The organism is Aquiflexum sp. TKW24L (assembly GCF_023502205.1).
Lineage (GTDB): Bacteria > Bacteroidota > Bacteroidia > Cytophagales > Cyclobacteriaceae > Cognataquiflexum.
On record NZ_JAMFLG010000056.1, the window covers coordinates 1 to 19,350 of the forward strand.

The following is a 19,350-nucleotide window of genomic DNA, read 5'->3' on the forward strand; positions in this document are numbered from 1 at the left end:
ACCTAATCCTTCATCCATTATCCCCCCTTTCCCAACCTCACCCCTGTTCCTCTCATTTCAATGGCTTTTGCAATGATGCGGAGGATTTCTTGGGCGGCGGACTGTGGGGATTTGCCTTGGGGGTGGATGCCGCAGACGGCGGTGGTCAGGCTATGGTCCATATCCGGATCAAAAATCGAAAAAACTTCCGGGCTTTTACCATAGGTAATGTAGGCCGAAAGTTGGTTGAGGCCAGTACCGGGACGCTCGCCGATCAGGTGGACAATCAGGTCAGGTTGCAGGATTTGACCGATATGGTAGCCGGCCCTTACCCTGCCATTTCGGACGATGATGTCATGCCGACTATAGGTGAACTGTGTTCCATAAAGTGATTTCTTCAGCGCAGGAAGTACCTGACGGAGGTGCTCGTTAACTGCATTGGCATTCAATCCATCGGAAATGACAAATTGAATTTTCGATGTAAAAGGCATTCCCTTGGCTAATTTTATCAGTTCCGCTGTGCTTGCTTTACTAATCTTTTCCCCACTTCCCGGATGGGCTAGGTAATCCTCCCGGTCTTTGGACTCGGTATAGACATGGACAGGTGATTCGCAGCAATCCCGGATCACAGCAGCATCAAGACCTGCAAAAAGCGATTTCCTCGCATGGGAGAAAAGTCCGTCGAGGCGCTTGGTTACAAAATCAGGATCTTCATTTTGATTGCTTACGCCGTAACCCAAGTCACATCCTTTTTCCTGCAGGTTTTTGATTTTCTTTTTGGCTTCTAGTTCCAGGTCTTCATTGGCTCTTTTGTCACCACCAGCTTTTTGGTATTGGGAATAAAGCCTTGCAATGCGGTCTGCGCTTGGATCGGTATGCCCATCTTCGGTCAAGGCACCAAGTTCAATCAATCGCTTTTGCATAGCCGAAGCCACCATTTTCCCTGAAGACGTCCTCAACCTTGGATGCTCACGGTAAGAAGTGGTGAGGTAGCCGAGCATGGGATCTGCTTTTCCAGCCACTGCCATCAGGTATGCAGGGGCGGCGAGTTGCACAATCTCAGTGGTGAGTTGCTGCAATTCGGCAGGATGGATGCCCATGTGGAAAGTCGAACACACATCCAATCCCATCACCAAGCCATGGAGTTTGGCCATGACAGTATCCTCTAGGCAAGCGCGACGGAGTTGGGCTCCTGTGCTGAAAACCTCCGGTCCGATAAATCCCGCCACGTCATTGACAATCATCCATTTGCCTGTTTCCTGTTTGATATATCTAGCAAGGCCATAACATCTCGCCTCCAATGTCACCATATCAACACCTTGGGCGGCACCATTGGTGACCTCGGAACCTTGTCCTGTCTCGAAGTATAATCCCTCAAAATACCTGCACAAATCCAACAATTCATCCACATCACAGCCCAACATCCCTTCTAAACCTTTGGAAGTGCCTGCCAGACTTTGGAATCCCACATCGACTTTGGTATGGGCCATGGCCGATCTTTGCTTGACCATATCAGAAAGGACACAAAACCGCGTGGGGAGTTGGAGTCTTTCTACGATGTTTTGGAGGAGTTTTTCGGTGCGGACAATTGTCTCCAGGTCATCGCTTGCGGGGTTGAGTCCGATGATCACATCCCCACAACCGTAGCAAAGTCCCTCGAGTGTGGAAAGCAAAATCTCATCCTCCTCATCTCCGGGGCTGTTTGGTTGGATTCGGCTGCCAAAGTGCCTCGCCGAACCTATGGCTGCTCCAAAATCTCCAAAAGAATTTGGGATCGGGTTAAAAATACTTGTTGCGACCTGTGACAATTCCGAATCTGACATGACCTTGACCACTGCGGCAATGGCTTCACTCGGAAGTCCGGTTGCGTAGATTTTGACCCAATCAGGACCTTTCTCTGACAGGAGAATTGCCTTAAAATCAGATATCCTCAAATGAGAGATTTCTTTCAATGCCTTTCTGTTGAGACTTTTTGCAAGAACTTCCGTAAGTCGGTCTTCGACAAAATCGGTATTAGCAATCTGGGCGATGCTGAGGTCAGATATACGGCCTCGGGCAATCTGACGGATGAGTTCATCTTGGGTTCCCCCGACCAACAAATCCCCTTCCTTGAAGGCATTGGCTTGGGCAAAAAGAGATAAGATTGGATGAGTTGACATGGGGAGGAAGGTTGGTTTTCTGTAAGATGATTGGATGTCGGATGACCGATGACGGATGTTTCTGGAGCGAGAAAGTAGGGTTGAGAATTTATTTTGAGACAAGTTTTCGATTATTCATAGGAGCTAACAAAAACACTAAATTTAGACTTATATCGGATAATTTTTGAATAAACGCCACATCGGTCATCGGACTTTTTTATCACCCATCTTATCCACCAAAATAAACCCTCCCTTGGTCAGCCAAGAAAATCCAAAAGCAGCCAAAGCAACCCACTCCATCCAGAAAATTACTTTAGGGAAAATTGGCAATGCCGAAAAAACAGGAATCAGAAGCAAAGCCGCCACCATGATGATGGAACAGATTCGGTAAACTTTATTTCTATCGATTTTTTGAGCGGTCATTATCCCGGCCGACTTTGTAAACTGGAAATAAGACATGTATGCCAAAATCAGGAAAAACAGTATTGCCAATAAATTATGTGCAGTTGTCCTCCATTCAAATTCAGTTACAAATCTCATGGTGCAGTGGACATCCTCATTTTGTCCGGTAGGCAACAAACTGATTAAAACAGAACAAATCCCTGCAGTGTTTGTCAGCCATTGGTCCATCCGGTCATAGCCTTTATATGCAATCAAAAAAAAGGAAATGGCAAAAATTACCCCAATGAAAATATCCCCAGAAGCAGTGTAGTAATAATCCGAAACTGCAGCTTGGATGGTCCGGCAGTTACCAAAACTCCAAGCATAAATGATTAAAATCAGTGGAAAGAAGATTGCCAAAAAACCAATGGATTTTCTGAGTCTCATAAACGTGATGAGGTGGGGATTGCTGAACTCTTTTTCCATATGTTTGAAAATTTAAATCACACCGATTTATAATATAGCCGATATTAATGGATATCAGAATTTATCGATATACGCATCTTTGCAAGTGACCCATGTATTACTACAATCGGGTAGGAAGACCGAAGTCGGAAGACGCAAGTAACGGACAAATTAGGATCTTGCCGTAAATTATTTATAACTCAATTTAAGTCAAAAGCCCTATTGGAACCAGAATAAGGTTAAGATCAAAGTGTTTATCATGTTACTTATTTCAAATTCTTTTTTTGATCAGTCTATTACTCAAAACCAACGCGAGCATTACGGCCGTGATTCCTCCGGTCATTTTTCCCACTATAACAGGAAATATCATTTCCCGTTGCACCCCTGCGGTAAATCCCAAGTGGTCTCCCAATACAAAAGCAGCACTGACGGCAAAAGCGGTATTGAGGATTTTGGCTTTTGGATTCATGTCTTTGAGAATATTCAGCATGGGGATGGCATTGGCCAAAGTGGCGATCATACCAGCTGCGCCGGCGGTATTCATTCCCAAACTTTGGCCTACTTTCAAGAGCGGTTTTTCAAAAACTCTAGTCAAAAAAGCCACCATGGGAAACGCCCCTATCAGGACAATGGCTATGGAACCAACAATTTTGATTCCTTCCCAGATCGGAGTCATCCCGGGGATAACCACGATTCCGGCCAACGTCTCTACTACGATCAAAACTGTGCAAATCGTGATGAATACCATCAGCCCCTTCCCGAAATAATCAAAAAGACGGATCATCATGGTCGGGGCAAAATACATTCCTGCGGCAATCAGCAGGGAGAATATAACTATTGGAACGAGATTGGCCATAATCATACTCAATGAAAAGCCTGCTGTCAAGCCGCCCACCAGACATCCCAATGGAATCGTGACCATTCCTATCATGATGCCTGAAGCGAAATAGTGTTGGTCTTCCTTTTGGAGAATTCCCAAAGCAACAGGAATGGTAAAGACGATCGTCGGCCCCATCATGGCACCCAATATCAGCCCGGCAAATAATCCGGCTTCCTCGGTTTGAGCCATTGCCATCGCTAGCGGATAGCCGCCCATGTCGTTGGCGAGGAGCGTGGTGGCAAACATGGCGGGATCGGCACCCAAAAAAGAATAAACGGGAACGACCACTTTGCCCAAAACATCTGCGAGAACCGGAGCAATAGAAATGATCCCTAACATCGCAATGCTGAGCGGTCCCATGGCCATAAATCCTTCATCGAACTTTTCGCCTAGACCGTATTTGTTACCAAAAATTTTATCCAAAGCACCCAACACCATAAAAAACAACATGATGTAGATGATGATGTCATTGATTCCCATAAAGGCAGGTTTGAGTAGAGGCAATCAAGATAAGAAAAGAGAGATGGAAATTTAAAAAATGGGGGAAATTATGTATTCAATTATCGGCTTTTTTGCCAGTGACCCTAAATTCTTCTTCAGTCAGGACCGAAGACCGATGTACCGGGCATTTCAGTCCGCAGACAAGAATTAAAATGGATATCTTATCTACAGGCATAATTAAGTATCAGATATGGAGAGAGTCCAAGTCTGAAGACTTGAACTAGGCGTAGACTTGAATTAGGCTGGGGTCCAAGTCTGGAGACTTGAACCAGGGGAGCAATTCATTACATATATTCTTTAAAATCATCCAAAGGCTCTTCAAAATCTTCTTTCATTTTTATAAGTCCTTTGGCTAATCCCGCTTTTCTATGTTTTTCAGGATTTCCTTTAGCAACAGACTTTGATTTAAGATAGTCGACAAAATTGTCAACTTCTATTTTCATTTCTTCCGGTAGTGCCGCCAGTTTTATATAAATATCTAAATCTGTCATAATCCGAAGATAAACATTTTCTTCAAAGAAAATTACCTCTTATGTCAGTCTTTCAAAAAGCAATCTTCCCAGGGATAAAAAACTTCACCACCATAATTACTATGATAAATGCTTCGTTCTAAAGAAAATACACTGAACATGCGTAAGATCTTATGATCAAATCAAGAGAAAAAATTCCTACACATCAAAGATTTTGGTTTCAAAGCCATCGATACTTTTTACGTTTTTTTCTGCCCAATATTTTTTGATGCCTTCTTCTCCTTGTTTGTCGGCCCAGTTAGTGAGAATTGTTCTTTCCTCTTTGAAGTCCATATAAGGAACCGCAAATCCACAGGAAGTCTGCACGAGGTCAACCTCCACTTCGATGATTTGTCTTGCGCCGGTAAAGTCCTGAAAAAGCCGGAAATATTCTTGGAATTTTTCATCTCTGTTGTGAAAAATCTGAGCTGTACCATACAGCCTCAGGATCATGGGCTTGCCTTCAAAAGCACAAAACATGATAGTCATCCTGTTGTTTTTGAGGAGGTGGGCGGCAGTTTCATTACCGCTTCCGGTGAGGTTGAGCCATACGATTTTGTTTTCTCCCAACACCCTGAAGGTGTCTGTTCCTTTGGGAGAAATATTTACCCTTCCTTCTTCGGCTGCGGTCCCGACAAAAAATATTTTTTGCTGTTGGATAAAGTCGGCTAGCTCAGGAGTAATGTGTTCTAGTTTTTTTCCCATGGGTTAATCATTTATCCTATTTTTCATATCCATCTTTTCATGAAGAATTCTTATGATTTCAATTTCCATTTCTGGTTTGACTACATAGAATATAACATGTCTATTTGCTAAGTACCCGAGTAAATTTTTGCGGATTTTATCGTATGATTTTCCTTTTTCTGGAATGAGCGCAAGTTCTTGGCAGGTGCTCAGTAAAAATTCGTAATATTTATCTGCCTGATCTTCAGACCAAACATCAAATGTATATTCCCAAATTTCCGACAAATCCTCAACAGCTTTGTTAGATAAATAATATATGCCCATTTACTTTTTTCTCGCTTTTAAGGATTCGAGATGAAGTTTGGCATCAAAGTCTTTGGCAATGCCACTATCGATTCCTACTTGAATTGCTTGCTTCAAGGCAACGCTTTTATTTTCCTCCTCCTCCAGTAAACGCAATCCTGCCCGAATCACTTCGCTGGCATTTTTAAACCTACCTTCATTGATTTTTGTCTCTACAAAACTCTCAAAATAGTCCCCAAGTGAAACAGAAGTATTATTTCTCATAAATGTAATCTTTCTTAAAAGTACCAATTTTTGGTAACAAGCCAAAAAAAAATTAAAATTAATAGGGATAAAAACTACATTAATTATTCAGCAAATTTAAAATAAGAAAAAATTTCGCCCCTTTACCGATTGATAATCAAGATCATTTACTTGTCAGTAAATATCCAACAGGATAGAATTTACATTTTCTCAAAATTATAGATGTAAGTACACTATGATGCCTGTAAAGTGGAAGTTCAATGTAATTCTTGGCATGAGGCTGAAATGACCGGTATTTCGGTCTTCCGACTTCCGTCTTCTCTCCTGCTTGTAGAATAATGTTGGGTAAATGGCAAAGAAGCCGGTTACCGAAAAAAAATTAACCTTTTTTCACATTCCCGTGCAACCTATTTTTACTGACCTGTATCTACCTATTTGAAAGCCAACAGTAATGTTATTTAGAAAAACTTTTACCACAGAGACGGACATCATCAAAGGTTGCCTCAAGGGTGAGCGAAAAGCCCAGCAGCATTTGTATGAGTCCTACTCCAAAAAGTTTTTTGCGATCTGCTTACGGTATGTCAAAGACCGCGACCTCGCAGAGGATATCATGATTGAAGGCTTTATGAAGATCTTTGAAAAACTACCACAATATGAAGCCAAGGGCAGTTTTGAAGGCTGGATGAAACGGATCGTCGTCACCCAATCTTTGCTAACCCTTCGCAATAACCGCAACCTGAGTATGGAAGTGAACATGGAAAGTCACTTGGAAACGGCTGACTCCCCCTATGAACTCAACCACCTCGAGACGGCAGAGCTAATGGATCTGATACAGGGATTGCCGGTGGGATACAGAACGGTATTTAACCTATACGCCATCGAAGGATACAGCCATGCTGAAATCGCCGACCTACTTGGCATCACAGAATCTACCTCCAAGTCCCAACTCAATAGGGCAAGAAATACATTGAAACAAAAAATAGCCGATCAACAAATCAAAGAAAGGAGAATCAATGGCTAATGCAGATAAAAACTTCGACCAGTACTTCAAGGAGAGGCTGGCCAAGCATGAAGAAAAACCATCCCAACTCGCATGGGAAAAGCTTGAAAGGCAGTTGCCCAAAAAAGAAAAAGGAATATGGTTTCCTTTGATGGGCATCGCTGCCACCTTGTTGCTTTTCCTCGCTGTAGGATATGTCGTTTGGCAATTCAATCAGGAATCAGAAACCAACATGCCGATTATGGCAGAGGTAAGTACCGATAAGGAAGATTCCACTTCTGAAATCACAGAGGAAACGGAAGCAGAACCATTAAAATCTTTGGAACAATCTACAGTGGTGCCTGAAGATCAAACCAAACAAGAAACCAAACCAGTGCAAATTCCACTGAAAAAAGCAATTGTTCCAAAATCAATGCAGATAGAAACGCCAAAGGAATTGTTGGCTGAAGTACCACAACCTGAGGAAAGAATAGATGAAGCCACTTTCGTAACCCCGGAAATCAATATTCCAGATCTTGATGTCAACGAGGCGATAGCTCAAAACAACCTCCAAGAAGAAGAAGTGATGACCTACAAGATCACCATCAAATCCAACGGAATCACAGAAAAACCTGAAAATCAGGGATTCATTGCAGGAATTGAAAACAAAGTAGATAAAATCGGAGGATTGCTCAGCAAAGTGGAACAGGGTTTTGCAGACCTGCAGGATGCAAAAGACAACCTATTTGTGAGTAACAACACCTCCAAAAAAGAAAGAAAGTAACCCACCAAAATTGAAAACATAGACCATCATGAAAAAATACTTGCTATTATTTTGCTTCCTCGGACTGGTGCAGTTTGCATTCGGGAATACGGAAAGGGAGTTTTTGGCTCCAAAAGACACCATCATCGTGGAGTTTGGAACTTCAGGAAAAATCGTTCTTGTCATTGACAACAAAGAGGATTTTGAGCGGCTCAAAAAAATGAACATCAATCAAATCATCTCTGAACTGGACCTGCAGATCGATGAAAAGACTGGAGAACTTGTCGTAGTGGAAATTTCCGGGCAAAAAGGGACCCGTGAAATCGTCAAAGTAACGGAAGATTGGAACAAAACCGAAGTGTCTGTCGCCGGCATCCGGATCTTGGTAGATGAAACAAGTCCCAATACCAAAGTCAAAATTGAAACTGGGGTGAAGAAAAAAAGCGATCCACCATTTAGGACCTATTTCGCAGTAGACCTTGGACTCAACAATTACCTCGACAACAATGGCCAATTCCCAAAAACCACCCAACCTTATGCAGTCCGTGGCTGGGGAAGCTGGAATGTAGGCCTCAACTTCTTTGCAAGTCAAAGGATCAGCAAAGGCTTCCGCTTTGACCTCGGTATGGGTGTTCAATGGTACAATTTCAAATTTGAAAACAGGGACTTTCAGGCTGTCAGAGGAGACGAAGGCATTGAATTTTTGCAAAGGAATGATGTCGCAGGCTTCAAAAGCAAAATCTCTGCCTCCTACCTCACCACGATGGGACTCTTCAAATTAGACTTCGGCAGGATGAATGACCAGGGAAGAAAAGGGATGAGAATAGCCTTGGGTCCATACGCCGGCTACCGATTGGGTGGTACCAGCAAATATGTATACCGACCTCTAGACGGTGGTAACAGGAGAAAAGAACACCTGAATACCGGGATTTTCTTAAACAACTTCCGATACGGTCTCCGTGGAGAAGTTGGATTCGGCAGGGTCAATTTCTTTACCACCTACGATTTCAACCAACTATTCCAAGACGGCAAAGGACCTGAATTGAATCCAATTGCCTTCGGTATCATATTCTAAGTCCCTTTTTCGAATACTAAGCCAATGAAAACCACCACACTGATATTGATTCCAATGCTGTTTCTGTCCATCCTGGGCTTCGCTCAGGAGGCAGATTCAGTAAAAAAAGGTACGGTAAATACCACCAACTTTACCCTCTTCAATACCAATGTCATCGTCTACAAAAATGCTGATGGCACCAAGACCTGGGAATTTATTTCCAAAGACAACGACGAATACCAAGAATATCATTCCAAAAATAACAAATCAAGCAACGGCCTGACCTTGGACATCGGTATCAATACCTGGATTGGTGATGACGCTGCTCCTGCAGTCAAACCTTGGGGAAGCTGGAATCCGGCGATCAACTACCATTACACCTACAAGCCTAGCAAAAACTTCAACCTGAAATCCACCATTGGCGTCAGCTGGTACAATTTCAAGTTTGAAGACCGAAATTTGCAGGCTTTGAGAGGAGAGGAGGGTTTGGTTTTTGTCGAGCATCCCTCCGGTGCAGGTACCAAATCCAAAATATCCGCTTCCTATGCCAACTTAACCCTTGTCCCAACTGTTCAGACTACCAATGGAAATTTCAGCTTTGGTGTGGGACCTTATGCCGGTTACAGATTGGGTGGAAAGGGTAAAGTTGTCTACCGTGATCCACAAGGAAATAAGGCTAAAGAATTTCAGATGGGAAATATGTTTGCCGCCGATTTCAGGTATGGCCTGAGAGCCGAGATTTGCGTGGCAGATGTAAAACTTTATGTCAATTATGATTTCAATGAAACTTTCCAAGAAAACAAAGGACCAAAGCTGAATGCTTTGAGCTTTGGATTCATCCTCTAAAAAAACCTACTATGAAAACAAACTTTAAATTATCAACCCTGCTGCTTTTCATCCTTTCTGTTGCAGCTATTTCACCGGCTTTGGCACAAGTCAAAACCCTCGTTGACGTCACCAAATCCTTTTCAGGCATTTCAAAAATTGAAGTTTCAGGAGGTCAATTGGAAGTAGAATACATCGGAGGTCCGAATTCTGATGTTTCTGTAAATGCTTTTCTTGAGTCCACCAATGCTGATCAAGATATCGTATTCGTTACCGTGGGAGATGTATTGAAGATCTCTCACAAGGTCAATAACAACAATTGGAACAATAAGACCAAAGGCCATATCAAAATTAAAGGTCCGGTAGGCATGAGTCTAGACATGAAAGGTGGATCAGGATCCGTTTATGTGGAGAATGTATCTTCAGATAAGTTAAACCTGGCGGTAGGTTCGGGAAGTGTATCAGCCAAAGATATTCGTGGGGATGTCTTTGCCAATGCAGGCTCAGGATCTATCAAAATGTCCGGAATCCAAGGAAATGTCCAAGGACAGGTAGGTTCTGGGTCAGCTAATATGCAGGACATCAATGGCAACATCAACTATTCCTCAGGGAGTGGTGGGATCAGCGTGGTAGGAGTGCAGGGCATCGTGAATGTCAGTCTCTCCTCAGGCAATGCCAAATTAGAAAATGTTTCAGAATTGGGTGATTTGAAAGTGACTTCAGGAAATGTCTCCGCCACCAATGCAGGATTGGGAACTGAAACCCGATTCAGCGGAACCTCCGGGAATTTCAAAATCCAAACTCCATCCAATCTCCGGGAATTCAATTTCAACCTGAACGCCACTTCCGGAAACATCACGGTCGGAAATTCCAAAGGGGGCAGAAACCTGAATATCGATAACGGCGCAAACACAGAAATCCGGGGCAGCATTACCTCCGGAAATATCTCCATAGTGAATCAATAAAATTCTTCCAAAACCTATAAATCTCCCCGCATATTTGACGGATCAGGCAAAATTTATTCTGCCTGTATTGGTTGAGTCTGCGGGATTTTTTTCTTTTTAAGCAGTTTTAATCCTTGAAAGCTTGGGAAATATTACAGGAGTGGTTTAAACTTTTTGGTTGAATTCGGTTCTAAATTGTATCGGTAAAGTTTATAATTAACTTAAGGTAAAATTTTAGAACTCAACACAACCTACTCTCAAACAACATAATGGAACCAATCAAAAAAGAAGATTTAAGCCAAGAAATTTTTGACATGTACGACTACTATGTACATGGTAAGATCGACAGAAGGGAATTCGTCAACCGCCTCTCGGTATTTGCTGTAGGAGGCTTGACAGTATCAGCGATTCTGGGATTTTTATTACCCAATTATGCTGAGGCGAAAAGATTTATGCAGGATGATCCCCGTCTAATCTCTGCCTATGTGGAATATGATTCACCAAAAGGTGCCGGTAAAATGAAGGGATTGCTCACCAGACCTGCTGACAAAAAAGGAAAACTTCCGGGTGTGATTGTGGTCCATGAAAATAGAGGTTTGAATCCATACATTGAAGACACAGCACATCAGGCTGCTTTGGATGGCTTTATTGCATTTGCTCCGGATGCTTTGACGCCGTTTGGCGGCTATCCGGGTACAGACGATGAAGGTCGGACCATGCAAGCCAAACGTGACAGGGAAGAAATGCTGCAAGATTTTATCGCAGGCTATGAATTTTTAAAAGAGCATGACCTTTGTACAGGCAAAGTAGGTGTAGTTGGATTTTGCTTTGGAGGATGGATTTCCAATATGATGGCTTCCAGAATCCCCGACTTGAAAGCAGCCGTTCCTTTCTATGGCGGTCAACCAACTGCCGCAGACGTGCCTACGATCAAAGCTCCACTTCAGATTCACTTTGCGGAATTGGACACAAGGGTCAATGAAGGTTGGCCTGCTTATGAAGAAGCGCTTAAAGCCAATAAAAAGAAATATGAAATGCACATGTATCCGGCAGTAAACCATGGTTTTCACAACCACTCCACACCGCGATATGACAAAGCTGCAGCCGATTTGGCTTGGGGAAGGGCAATTGACTTTTTTAAGAAAAATCTGAAGTGAGATTGAAATTTCGGTATGAAGAGAAATTTTGACCGATGACGGATGTCGGATGTAGCGAACATTTCAGTCTCCTGCCTAAAATTCTTTCGATTTACCATTTTACTATCAATATTGCACCAAACAAAATTTTCCTGTCAAGCAAAAAGTCAGCGGATGCGCTGACTTTTTGCTTTTGCAGAATCCTTTTATTTTATCACGCTTTGATGCCGGTGAATTGTAAATTCAAAATAATTCACGGCAGGATTAAAATATATCCGTTACATCCCTGCCCGAAGACAGGGGGGGCTTCCGACTTCGGTCTTCCTACCCGATTGTAGTAGATTATTAAGTTACTAGCAAAGAAGCGTACATCCCTATTCTTTGAAGACTACTCTTTCCCTGCTAGGTGAGCAATTATTTCTTTCAGTTTTTCCTTATTTCCCTTATGGCTTTCAAGGTCAAACAATTCCACTTTTCGAAAATCAATCGGATGACTTTCACTTTGAAGGGCAATGAATCCGGAGGACAAGGGAGTGCCATCAATCTTCACAGCAGGATCTGAAGGATTGACATTACCTCCCCCAATTGTAGGTTTGCTGTATTTTACCACGGTATCCCCTTCCAAAATGTGATATACTAAAGAATCTCCTAAGACCAAAAATTGCGCTTTCACCCATTGCTCGCCATGGTAGGTCTTGGAAGTGGAGTTGACACAATGTGGTGTAAACAATTCTCCATCGAATTCCACATTTGTGCCTGGTGTGCAAAGATTACTCGTGGTTCTTTCATTGGTACCATCACCGCCTAGAAATTGTCCTTCAATAGAAATCGGGAAGTCTTGGTCTTTCAAAATCGTCTTTGGGTCTTGACAATGCAACATAGCTCCGGAATTTCTCAAAGCCCATCCTTCACCACCCGTGGCTTGTTCACCGACAAAACGGTATTCCACATTGAGCAAATAATAGGAAAAAGGGGTATTGAAATAGATATGGCCATATTGCTGGTCAAACGCCTCGTATCCGTCATACCTGACTTTCATTAAGCTGTCTTCCACACGGAAGGTATTGGCAAAGTTTTCGTTGAGGTCATGTTTGGCTATTTTGATCGTCCAATCCTCTAAATCTCTCCCGTTGAAAAGTTGGATCCATTCTCCTTTTTCCTCACTTACAGACTCTGAAGTGGATGTGGTACATCCCACAAAGAGGGAAAATGAAAGTAGTATCAATGCAGACTTGAAGAGGGAATGGCTTTGATGGATCATATTTTTTGAAGCTTTGGAGTGCAAACTGAACTGGAAAATAAGGAAATATTTGATAGATTGGAACAAAAAATCCGTGGACCATGACAAATAAATCAGTGCTTCTCCTTCTGTTGGTTTTTCTCTTATCGATCAGGGGGCATGCCCAAGAAGTCTTACATCTCGATCAGGAACAACCCGCAGGAAGCGGATCAATTCAAGACCTTGATTGGATCGCAGGATATTGGACAGGATCGGGAATGGGCGGAGACTGTGAGGAACTTTGGTTGCCTGCCAAAGACAATAGCATGGTGGGGACATTCAGGTTTATAATGGATGGAGAATTGATTTTCGCAGAATACATGAACATGGTGGAGGAGGACGGCATGCTTTCTCTGAAAATTAAGCACTTCAACAGAGACCTCACTGCTTGGGAAGAAAAAGAGGATTGGACGGTGTTTAAGTTTATCAAATCCGAAGGCCAAACGGCCTACTTCAATGGGATTACTTTTCAACGGGAGGGGGATGAATTGATGATCAGGTTGGCAATTACCAATGAGGGAATCAAAAGCACGGAAGAATTCAGGTTAAAAAGGAAGGATTTGTAATGATTTAAGTTAGAATTCCAATTTCATTACCACCGGTTTGTGGTCCGAATAATTCACATCCAAAACCTCCACCGAAATAATTTCCCAGTCTGATACTTTTCCCAGCCAAAAATAATCGATCCGGATTTTGGGGTCTTTGGAGGAATAAGTGTTTTGGGGATTACCTTGTTTCAATGCTGCATCATAAAAATCTTCGGAAAGAACTGAATACCCGATTTCCTCCGAAGTAAAATTGAAATCCCCTGTCAAAACTGTAGAACCATCTAATTCTGAAAGTATGTTTTTGATTGCGACCACCTGTGCAGTCCTGTTTTCTGCAAATTCGTGACATAAGTGGGTCGCGGCAAAATTGACCGTCTTTCCATTTCCCAAATCTACAATAGCAACAGCGAGACTTCTTCCCTCCCCTCCATTTGGAGTCGGCAAAGAATAAGCATGAAAGGTGACTGGAAGTCTACTCAAAATTCCTTCTCCATATCCGCCTTCCGAAAAATCAATCGCCTTGGCAAAAAATGATTTCATTCCGGTCAATCTTCCCAATTCCATCATCAAATCCATTTTGCCTTCAGGGTTAAAATTTTTGGTTCTATTGGTCATGCTGTCTACTTCCTGAAGGGCAACAAGGTCAGGATTGATCTTATTGATCAGATCAGCGATTTCACTGATATTGCTTGTCCCAAGATTGTAAGGGTTTTCGCCATGGTAGATATTATAGGTCATCAGGATGATTTCTTTTTTGACAGTGCCACTTTGGGAAAATACAGCGAAATCAGAAATCATGGCAAAAAGCAGGAATAAATAAAACTTTTTCATCGTTCAAAGAAAAAAAGGTATGTCAATAAAAAAAGCCTTGAAAATCAATTCAAGGCTTTTTTGTTTTACCAAGTGGTTTCACGAAGTTTTGGAAACGCCCTGATCACATCACTGAGACTAAGCTGTCCAACCAACTTACCGTCTTTCATGACAGGAAACCTCCTGATTTTATTTTCCAGAAATTTTTGGGCAGCATCAAAAAGCGATAGGTTTGGCGAAAGTGTCATGACATTTACAGTCATATGTTCACCCACCGTTCCGGGGAATTTCGGCGTATTAGAATATTTTCCTTTGATGATTTCCTTCAGGCAATCCACTTCCGAGATGATCCCTACCAAGTTGCCGCTGGCATCCAAAACCGGTGCCCCGGAAATTTTTCTTTTGGTCAGCAAATCCAATACATGATCTATCGAGTCCTCAGGACGAAAGGTGACCAAATTGGTGCTCATATGGTCACTGACCAATATCGGAGCTGCTGCTTTTTTGGGTTCGACCACCCGCACGCCTTGAAAACTTTTTACCATAGCTGTTTTGGTTATTTTGAGCTTAATAATTTAGGAAATTATAAACCGAAAACAAATTAGATAGATATAAAAAAATTAAAATCAATATATTATTACAAAATTAAAAGTTTTAAAAAATAATATTGGTATTAAATCAAGAATAAAAAAACATTATATTTTTACTAGGTATCACTCCAAATCCCTAATAATTTTTGCAGGGCTGCCCATTGCCAGTTTGTTGTCAGGAATATCCTTAGTGACCAAAGAACCTGCTGCCACTGTCACATTGTTTCCAATGGTGATGCCGGGAAGAATTATAGTGTTGCCACCAATCCAACAATTGTCTCCAATCCTTACTGGAAGTGCTTTGGTTTTGTAAGGGGCCTGATTGGGTTCGGGGTTTTGGACTATCCTTTCGGTGGCCGAGATCGGATGTGTCGCTGTATATATCTGCACATTTGGACCGATCAGGACATTTTTCCCGATGTCAATTCTGTTGCAATCCAAAAAAACCGCATTGGTATTGATAAAGGTATTTTCACCGATGGAAATATGCTTGCCATAGTCACAATGAAAAGGTCCTTCAATCCAAACACCCTTTCCAATAAATCCAAAAAGTAATTTGAGTAAGCTGAATTTTTCCTCCGAATTTTGCGATGAGACTTTGCTCCATTTTTGAATCAATCCCTTGGCCTGATGGTACATTTCGAGCAATTCCGGATCGCGGGAATTATAGAATTCCCCTGCCAAGAGTTTTTCCTTCTCGGTCATTGTGCTTCGATTTCTTTTCTGAACAAATTGACCATATTCTGATCCACGGTCAACACCTGTTTGAATGCTAGCGGGTCGGAGGAAAGAGAAACGGAAGGATGAAAGTAACTGCTTTGGGTAGGTCTATAGCCTTTACAGGAAGCGTGCATTTCACGAAGGTGCCCATTTCGGTTCAATTGTGAAACGTGTTCAGGTTTGGAGCCGCCACCTGGCATGATGATGATCTCCTCTCCAGCTAATTCTATTAATTCCAAAATGGTATCCAAACCTTGGGTTACATCATTTTCTCCTCCGGAAGTCAATATCCTATGGAAACCAAGGTCAATGATCGTTTTTAAAGCTGTTTTCTTGTCTGCAGCAATATCAAATGCCCTGTGGAAAGTACAGGGCAGGTCTTCGGCGACATTGATCAGGTATTTGCAGGCTTCCCTGTCCACATGTCCGTTCTGATCCAAAACCCCAAAAACAAATCCATCTGCCCCAAGGTTTTTCAGGATGGCGATGTCCTTTTTCATGACATACAATTCCTCAGAGGAGTACACAAAATCTCCGCCTCTTGGTCTCAACATCACAAAAATCGGAATCTCCACTTTTTCTTTGAGAAAAGCGAGCATACCGGCACTTGGTGTTTCGCCACCTTCTCCAAAATCAGAACAGAGTTCCAACCTGTCTATTCCAAATTCCGCAGCTTTTAATGCCGCCTCCGCTGTAAAAACAGGAGCTTCCAACAATATCTTTCCCATCGTTTAGAATTTACTTTTTGAATCAATTAAAGCACCTCCACCGCTGTGGTGCCGGGCAAAATTAAATCCGGGATGCACAGCATAAGCGCCGTATTCTCCGTCTTTATTAATGGCAATAAATCCTGCCTGAATGTCCTTGATATTTGCCGAGTTCTTTGCGATCAGTCTTCTAACCGCTTCCTCGCAAGCTTCCTGCGGCGATCTTCCCTGTCGCATGAGTTCTACGATCAGAAAACTTCCGCAGATCCTGATGATGGTTTCCCCCAGTCCTGTGGCTGTGGCAGCGCCAACTTCATCATCCACATATAAGCCAGCACCGATGATCGGGCTGTCTCCTACCCTCCCATGCATTTTGAACGCCAAGCCACTCGTGGTGCAAGAACCGGCCAACTTCCCATCAGAGCCCAATGCAATCATGCCGATAGTGTCATGGTTTTCGATATTGATGATGGGCTTGTACTTGGATTCCTTTTTCCATTCCTGATACATTTCCCCGGCTTTGGGACTGAGGGTCTCGGATTCCATCGGAAATCCCTTTAAGATGGCAAACTGCCTTGCACCTTCACCTGCCAACATCACATGGGGAGTTTCTTCCATAACCATTCTCGCTAAAGATATCGGGTGTTTCACCTGTCTCACAAATGCCACCGAACCGCAGCTTCCGTCGCCTTTCATGATGGAGGCATCCAATGTAGGGATTCCTTCCCGGTCGGGAAGTCCTTGCAGACCAACCGATAGGTTGTCCATGTCCAATTCAGTCACTTTTACACCTTCCTCCACCGCTTCAACAAGATTGCCGGATTTCATCAAAACCTCCCAAGCTTTGTCATTGGCGGGCATGCCATGATTCCAAGTGGAGAGGACGAGGGGTTTGAATTTTTCAACCTGATTAGGTAAAGAAAAAAGATCAGCGGCTGTGGTTAGCGAAGCCGGTATGAGTAAGGATGAGGTGGCGAGGGATTTTTTGAGAAAGGTTCTTCTGTTGGACATAGTGGTTTTGTTTGTGCAAAAAACATTAAATTGATTGAAGATTAAAGATTCAAAAAAATTTGGATAAATAAATTTGGGATCGTTGAATTTTTTGGGGAAGTTGGGAGGTGCAAGGGGTTGTTGCGGTTATAATTGTTGTAATGGTTGTAGTTGTTGTAATGGTTGTAATTGTTCTAGTGGTTGTCTGCTTCGCGTTGTCAGGCTGTCCCGTTGCCGGGTTGTCGGGTTGAACGAAACGGTTCTTGGATTTAACTCTTGACATCATTCTTATTTCAAAAGTTGGTGAAAACGGTTAATTGATTAATTGGTTAACTGATTCTAGACTTAAGCCTTTCCTCTGATTACTGAGAAGCCTAACGACTCCAGAATCTCGCTTCTTGATACTTGATAATAAGTACTTTAACCTAAAAACTGCTCACTGAAACTACCAACTGAAACTCTCCAGATTCTCGTCTCTTGCTTCTCGCTTCTTGAAACAGGACACCTTGAACTTAAACCTAACCACTGATTACTGAGACTGCCTACTGTAATTCCAAAATCTTGCTTCTCGACTCGGAACTCTTGACATCATTCTTATTTCAAAAGTTGGTGAAAACGGTTAATTGATTAATTGGTTAACTGATTCTAGACTTAAGCCTTTCCTCAGATCACTGAGAAGCCTAACGACTCCAGAATCTCGCTTCTCAATACTTGATACTTTAATCTTGATACTTGATACTAAAAATATGAGACCTTATATCCTTGCTGAAAACAACTGGAAAAACCTCGAACACCAACGTTTTGAATTGGCAATCCTACCTTGGGGAGCCACAGAAGCGCACAACTACCATTTGCCTTATGGGACAGACATTTTTGAAGCAGAGTCCATCGCCGCAGGAGCGGGAAAATTTGCCTGGGAAAAAGGTGCCAAAGCAATTGTGTTGCCTGTTTTGCCTTTTGGGGTGAATACCGGTCAGAGCGACATCTACCTCGACATCAACATGAATCCGAGTACACAAATGGCCATCTTAAAGGATATCTTGACGGTATTGGACAGGCAAGGAGTAAAGAAATTTTTGATCCTAAACAGCCACGGGGGCAATGATTTTAAGACCATGCTGCGTGAACTAGGGCTCCAATTTCCGGATATGTTGCTCGTCACCTGCAATTGGTATCAGGCATTGGATAAGAGTCTGTATTTTGAGGAAGTGGGAGACCATGCCGACGAGATGGAAACAAGTCTCATCATGTACCTTCATCCGCGGTTGGTGCTGCCATTGGAAGAAGCAGGAGAAGGCAAAGAGAAGAAATCCGTCATTCCCGGCATCAGGGAAAAGTGGGCTTGGGCCGAAAGGAAATGGTCAGAAGTCACCGAGGATACGGGTATTGGCAATCCCAAAAAATCTACAGCCGAAAAAGGGGAAAGTTATTTCCACGATGTCTGCGCCAAAGTCGGTCAGTTGATTATTGACCTCTGTAAGGTAAATAAAAAAAAGCTTTATGAGTAATGTGGTTAGGGACCACTTCTGCTAAGAAGACACCTTAGTTTCCATCTTGGAAATGTACAATTGTAAAAAATATCGGAATAGTTATATGGTTTCTAGGAAATTGGTCAAAAGTTAACGAATGGTGGGGGAGGGTATAACGGAAGGTAGGGGGAAGGTGGGAGGAAGGTGGGGGGAGACTGGGGTAAAATGGCTGTTTTTAGGCAAAATGATTGTATTATTTTTTATAGAATTGTCTTTTTTAAGTTTTTCAGGATTGCATTTTTTGGGGAATTAACATAGAAATGTTATCGGGTTCTCTGCTTCGCGTTGTCTGGTTCTCAAGTCGTCATTTTTACCCACCTGGGAGTAGAATAGCGTAGGCGCTAAGAGTAGTTTGTAACTACCCTTTTCTATTATATGATCCCGTACAGCTGT

At 42.6% G+C, this 19,350-nt stretch carries 21 protein-coding genes; 8 read left to right on the forward strand and 13 right to left on the reverse strand.

Annotated features, from left to right (window positions below; all coding sequences use genetic code 11):
- Positions 1-17: 17 nt before the first annotated feature.
- The 7 genes from eutB to M3O96_RS20755 form a co-directional block, all read right to left on the reverse strand.
- On the reverse strand, positions 18-2,138 hold the full coding sequence (gene eutB, locus M3O96_RS20725; protein WP_249724208.1) for an ethanolamine ammonia-lyase subunit EutB: 2,121 nt from the start codon (positions 2,136-2,138) through the stop codon (positions 18-20).
- Positions 2,139-2,321: 183 nt separating this feature from the next.
- Positions 2,322-2,984, reverse strand: coding sequence for a hypothetical protein (locus M3O96_RS20730; protein ID WP_249724210.1), 663 nt, complete (start codon positions 2,982-2,984; stop codon positions 2,322-2,324).
- 250 nt (positions 2,985-3,234) lie between these two features.
- On the reverse strand, positions 3,235-4,323 hold the full coding sequence (gene eutH / locus M3O96_RS20735) for an ethanolamine utilization protein EutH (protein ID WP_249724211.1): 1,089 nt from the start codon (positions 4,321-4,323) through the stop codon (positions 3,235-3,237).
- 305 nt (positions 4,324-4,628) lie between these two features.
- Positions 4,629-4,835, reverse strand: coding sequence for a type II toxin-antitoxin system VapB family antitoxin (gene vapB, locus M3O96_RS20740; RefSeq protein ID WP_249724212.1), 207 nt, complete (start codon positions 4,833-4,835; stop codon positions 4,629-4,631).
- A gap of 177 nt (positions 4,836-5,012) precedes the next feature.
- Entirely contained in the window at positions 5,013-5,558 is a 546-nt protein-coding gene (locus M3O96_RS20745; protein ID WP_249724214.1) for a pyridoxamine 5'-phosphate oxidase family protein, read from the reverse strand.
- 3 nt (positions 5,559-5,561) lie between these two features.
- On the reverse strand, positions 5,562-5,861 hold the full coding sequence (locus M3O96_RS20750; RefSeq protein ID WP_249724215.1) for a type II toxin-antitoxin system RelE/ParE family toxin: 300 nt from the start codon (positions 5,859-5,861) through the stop codon (positions 5,562-5,564).
- Positions 5,862-6,104 carry a type II toxin-antitoxin system ParD family antitoxin gene (locus M3O96_RS20755; protein WP_249724226.1) on the reverse strand — a complete coding sequence of 81 codons (243 nt, stop codon included), beginning with the start codon at positions 6,102-6,104 and terminating at the stop codon, positions 5,862-5,864.
- 430 nt (positions 6,105-6,534) lie between these two features.
- On the opposite strand from M3O96_RS20755, the gene M3O96_RS20760 reads away from it, so the two are divergent.
- The 6 genes from M3O96_RS20760 to M3O96_RS20785 all read left to right on the forward strand — a co-directional run bounded on the left by M3O96_RS20760 (position 6,535) and on the right by M3O96_RS20785 (position 11,805).
- The gene (locus M3O96_RS20760; RefSeq protein WP_249724228.1) at positions 6,535-7,104 is read left to right on the forward strand and encodes an RNA polymerase sigma factor; all 570 of its coding nucleotides are present in this window, start codon (positions 6,535-6,537) and stop codon (positions 7,102-7,104) included.
- Positions 7,097-7,846 carry a hypothetical protein gene (locus tag M3O96_RS20765; RefSeq protein ID WP_249724230.1) on the forward strand — a complete coding sequence of 250 codons (750 nt, stop codon included), beginning with the start codon at positions 7,097-7,099 and terminating at the stop codon, positions 7,844-7,846. The genes M3O96_RS20760 and M3O96_RS20765 overlap by 8 nt, the downstream gene beginning before the upstream one ends.
- A 28-nt stretch (positions 7,847-7,874) precedes the next feature.
- A complete protein-coding gene (locus M3O96_RS20770) occupies positions 7,875-8,900 on the forward strand; it encodes an outer membrane beta-barrel protein (RefSeq protein WP_249724232.1) in 1,026 nt (341 codons plus the stop codon).
- Between the two features lie 24 nt (positions 8,901-8,924).
- Complete coding sequence (locus M3O96_RS20775) at positions 8,925-9,725, forward strand: hypothetical protein (RefSeq protein WP_249724234.1); 801 nt, start codon at positions 8,925-8,927, stop codon at positions 9,723-9,725.
- Between the two features lie 11 nt (positions 9,726-9,736).
- Complete coding sequence (locus M3O96_RS20780) at positions 9,737-10,669, forward strand: DUF4097 family beta strand repeat-containing protein (protein ID WP_249724236.1); 933 nt, start codon at positions 9,737-9,739, stop codon at positions 10,667-10,669.
- 248 nt (positions 10,670-10,917) lie between these two features.
- Positions 10,918-11,805, forward strand: coding sequence for a dienelactone hydrolase family protein (locus M3O96_RS20785; RefSeq protein WP_249724238.1), 888 nt, complete (start codon positions 10,918-10,920; stop codon positions 11,803-11,805).
- Positions 11,806-12,172: 367 nt separating this feature from the next.
- On the opposite strand, the gene M3O96_RS20790 is transcribed toward M3O96_RS20785, so the two are convergent.
- The gene (locus M3O96_RS20790; protein WP_249724240.1) at positions 12,173-13,045 is read right to left on the reverse strand and encodes a 3-keto-disaccharide hydrolase; all 873 of its coding nucleotides are present in this window, start codon (positions 13,043-13,045) and stop codon (positions 12,173-12,175) included.
- An 80-nt stretch (positions 13,046-13,125) separates the two neighbouring features.
- Between M3O96_RS20790 and M3O96_RS20795 the strand changes: the two genes are divergently transcribed.
- Positions 13,126-13,629 (forward strand): DUF6265 family protein, encoded by a 504-nt coding sequence (locus tag M3O96_RS20795; RefSeq protein WP_249724250.1) that lies wholly within the window; start codon positions 13,126-13,128, stop codon positions 13,627-13,629.
- 9 nt (positions 13,630-13,638) lie between these two features.
- Here the strand turns inward: M3O96_RS20795 and M3O96_RS20800 are convergent, their stop codons facing one another.
- From M3O96_RS20800 to M3O96_RS20820, 5 genes are all read right to left on the reverse strand, one after another.
- On the reverse strand, positions 13,639-14,442 hold the full coding sequence (locus M3O96_RS20800; RefSeq protein ID WP_249724260.1) for an endonuclease/exonuclease/phosphatase family protein: 804 nt from the start codon (positions 14,440-14,442) through the stop codon (positions 13,639-13,641).
- Positions 14,443-14,507: 65 nt separating this feature from the next.
- Positions 14,508-14,966 (reverse strand): CBS domain-containing protein, encoded by a 459-nt coding sequence (locus M3O96_RS20805; protein WP_249724262.1) that lies wholly within the window; start codon positions 14,964-14,966, stop codon positions 14,508-14,510.
- Positions 14,967-15,134: 168 nt separating this feature from the next.
- Positions 15,135-15,716, reverse strand: coding sequence for a sugar O-acetyltransferase (locus M3O96_RS20810; protein WP_249724264.1), 582 nt, complete (start codon positions 15,714-15,716; stop codon positions 15,135-15,137).
- The gene (locus tag M3O96_RS20815; RefSeq protein WP_249724266.1) at positions 15,713-16,459 is read right to left on the reverse strand and encodes a copper homeostasis protein CutC; all 747 of its coding nucleotides are present in this window, start codon (positions 16,457-16,459) and stop codon (positions 15,713-15,715) included. Before M3O96_RS20815 ends, M3O96_RS20810 begins: the two co-directional genes overlap by 4 nt.
- A gap of 3 nt (positions 16,460-16,462) precedes the next feature.
- Positions 16,463-17,449 (reverse strand): isoaspartyl peptidase/L-asparaginase family protein, encoded by a 987-nt coding sequence (locus M3O96_RS20820; RefSeq protein ID WP_249724269.1) that lies wholly within the window; start codon positions 17,447-17,449, stop codon positions 16,463-16,465.
- 725 nt (positions 17,450-18,174) lie between these two features.
- Between M3O96_RS20820 and M3O96_RS20825 the strand changes: the two genes are divergently transcribed.
- Positions 18,175-18,936, forward strand: a complete 762-nt coding sequence (locus tag M3O96_RS20825; protein WP_249724271.1) for a creatininase family protein — start codon at positions 18,175-18,177, stop codon at positions 18,934-18,936.
- Positions 18,937-19,350: the final 414 nt, after the last annotated feature.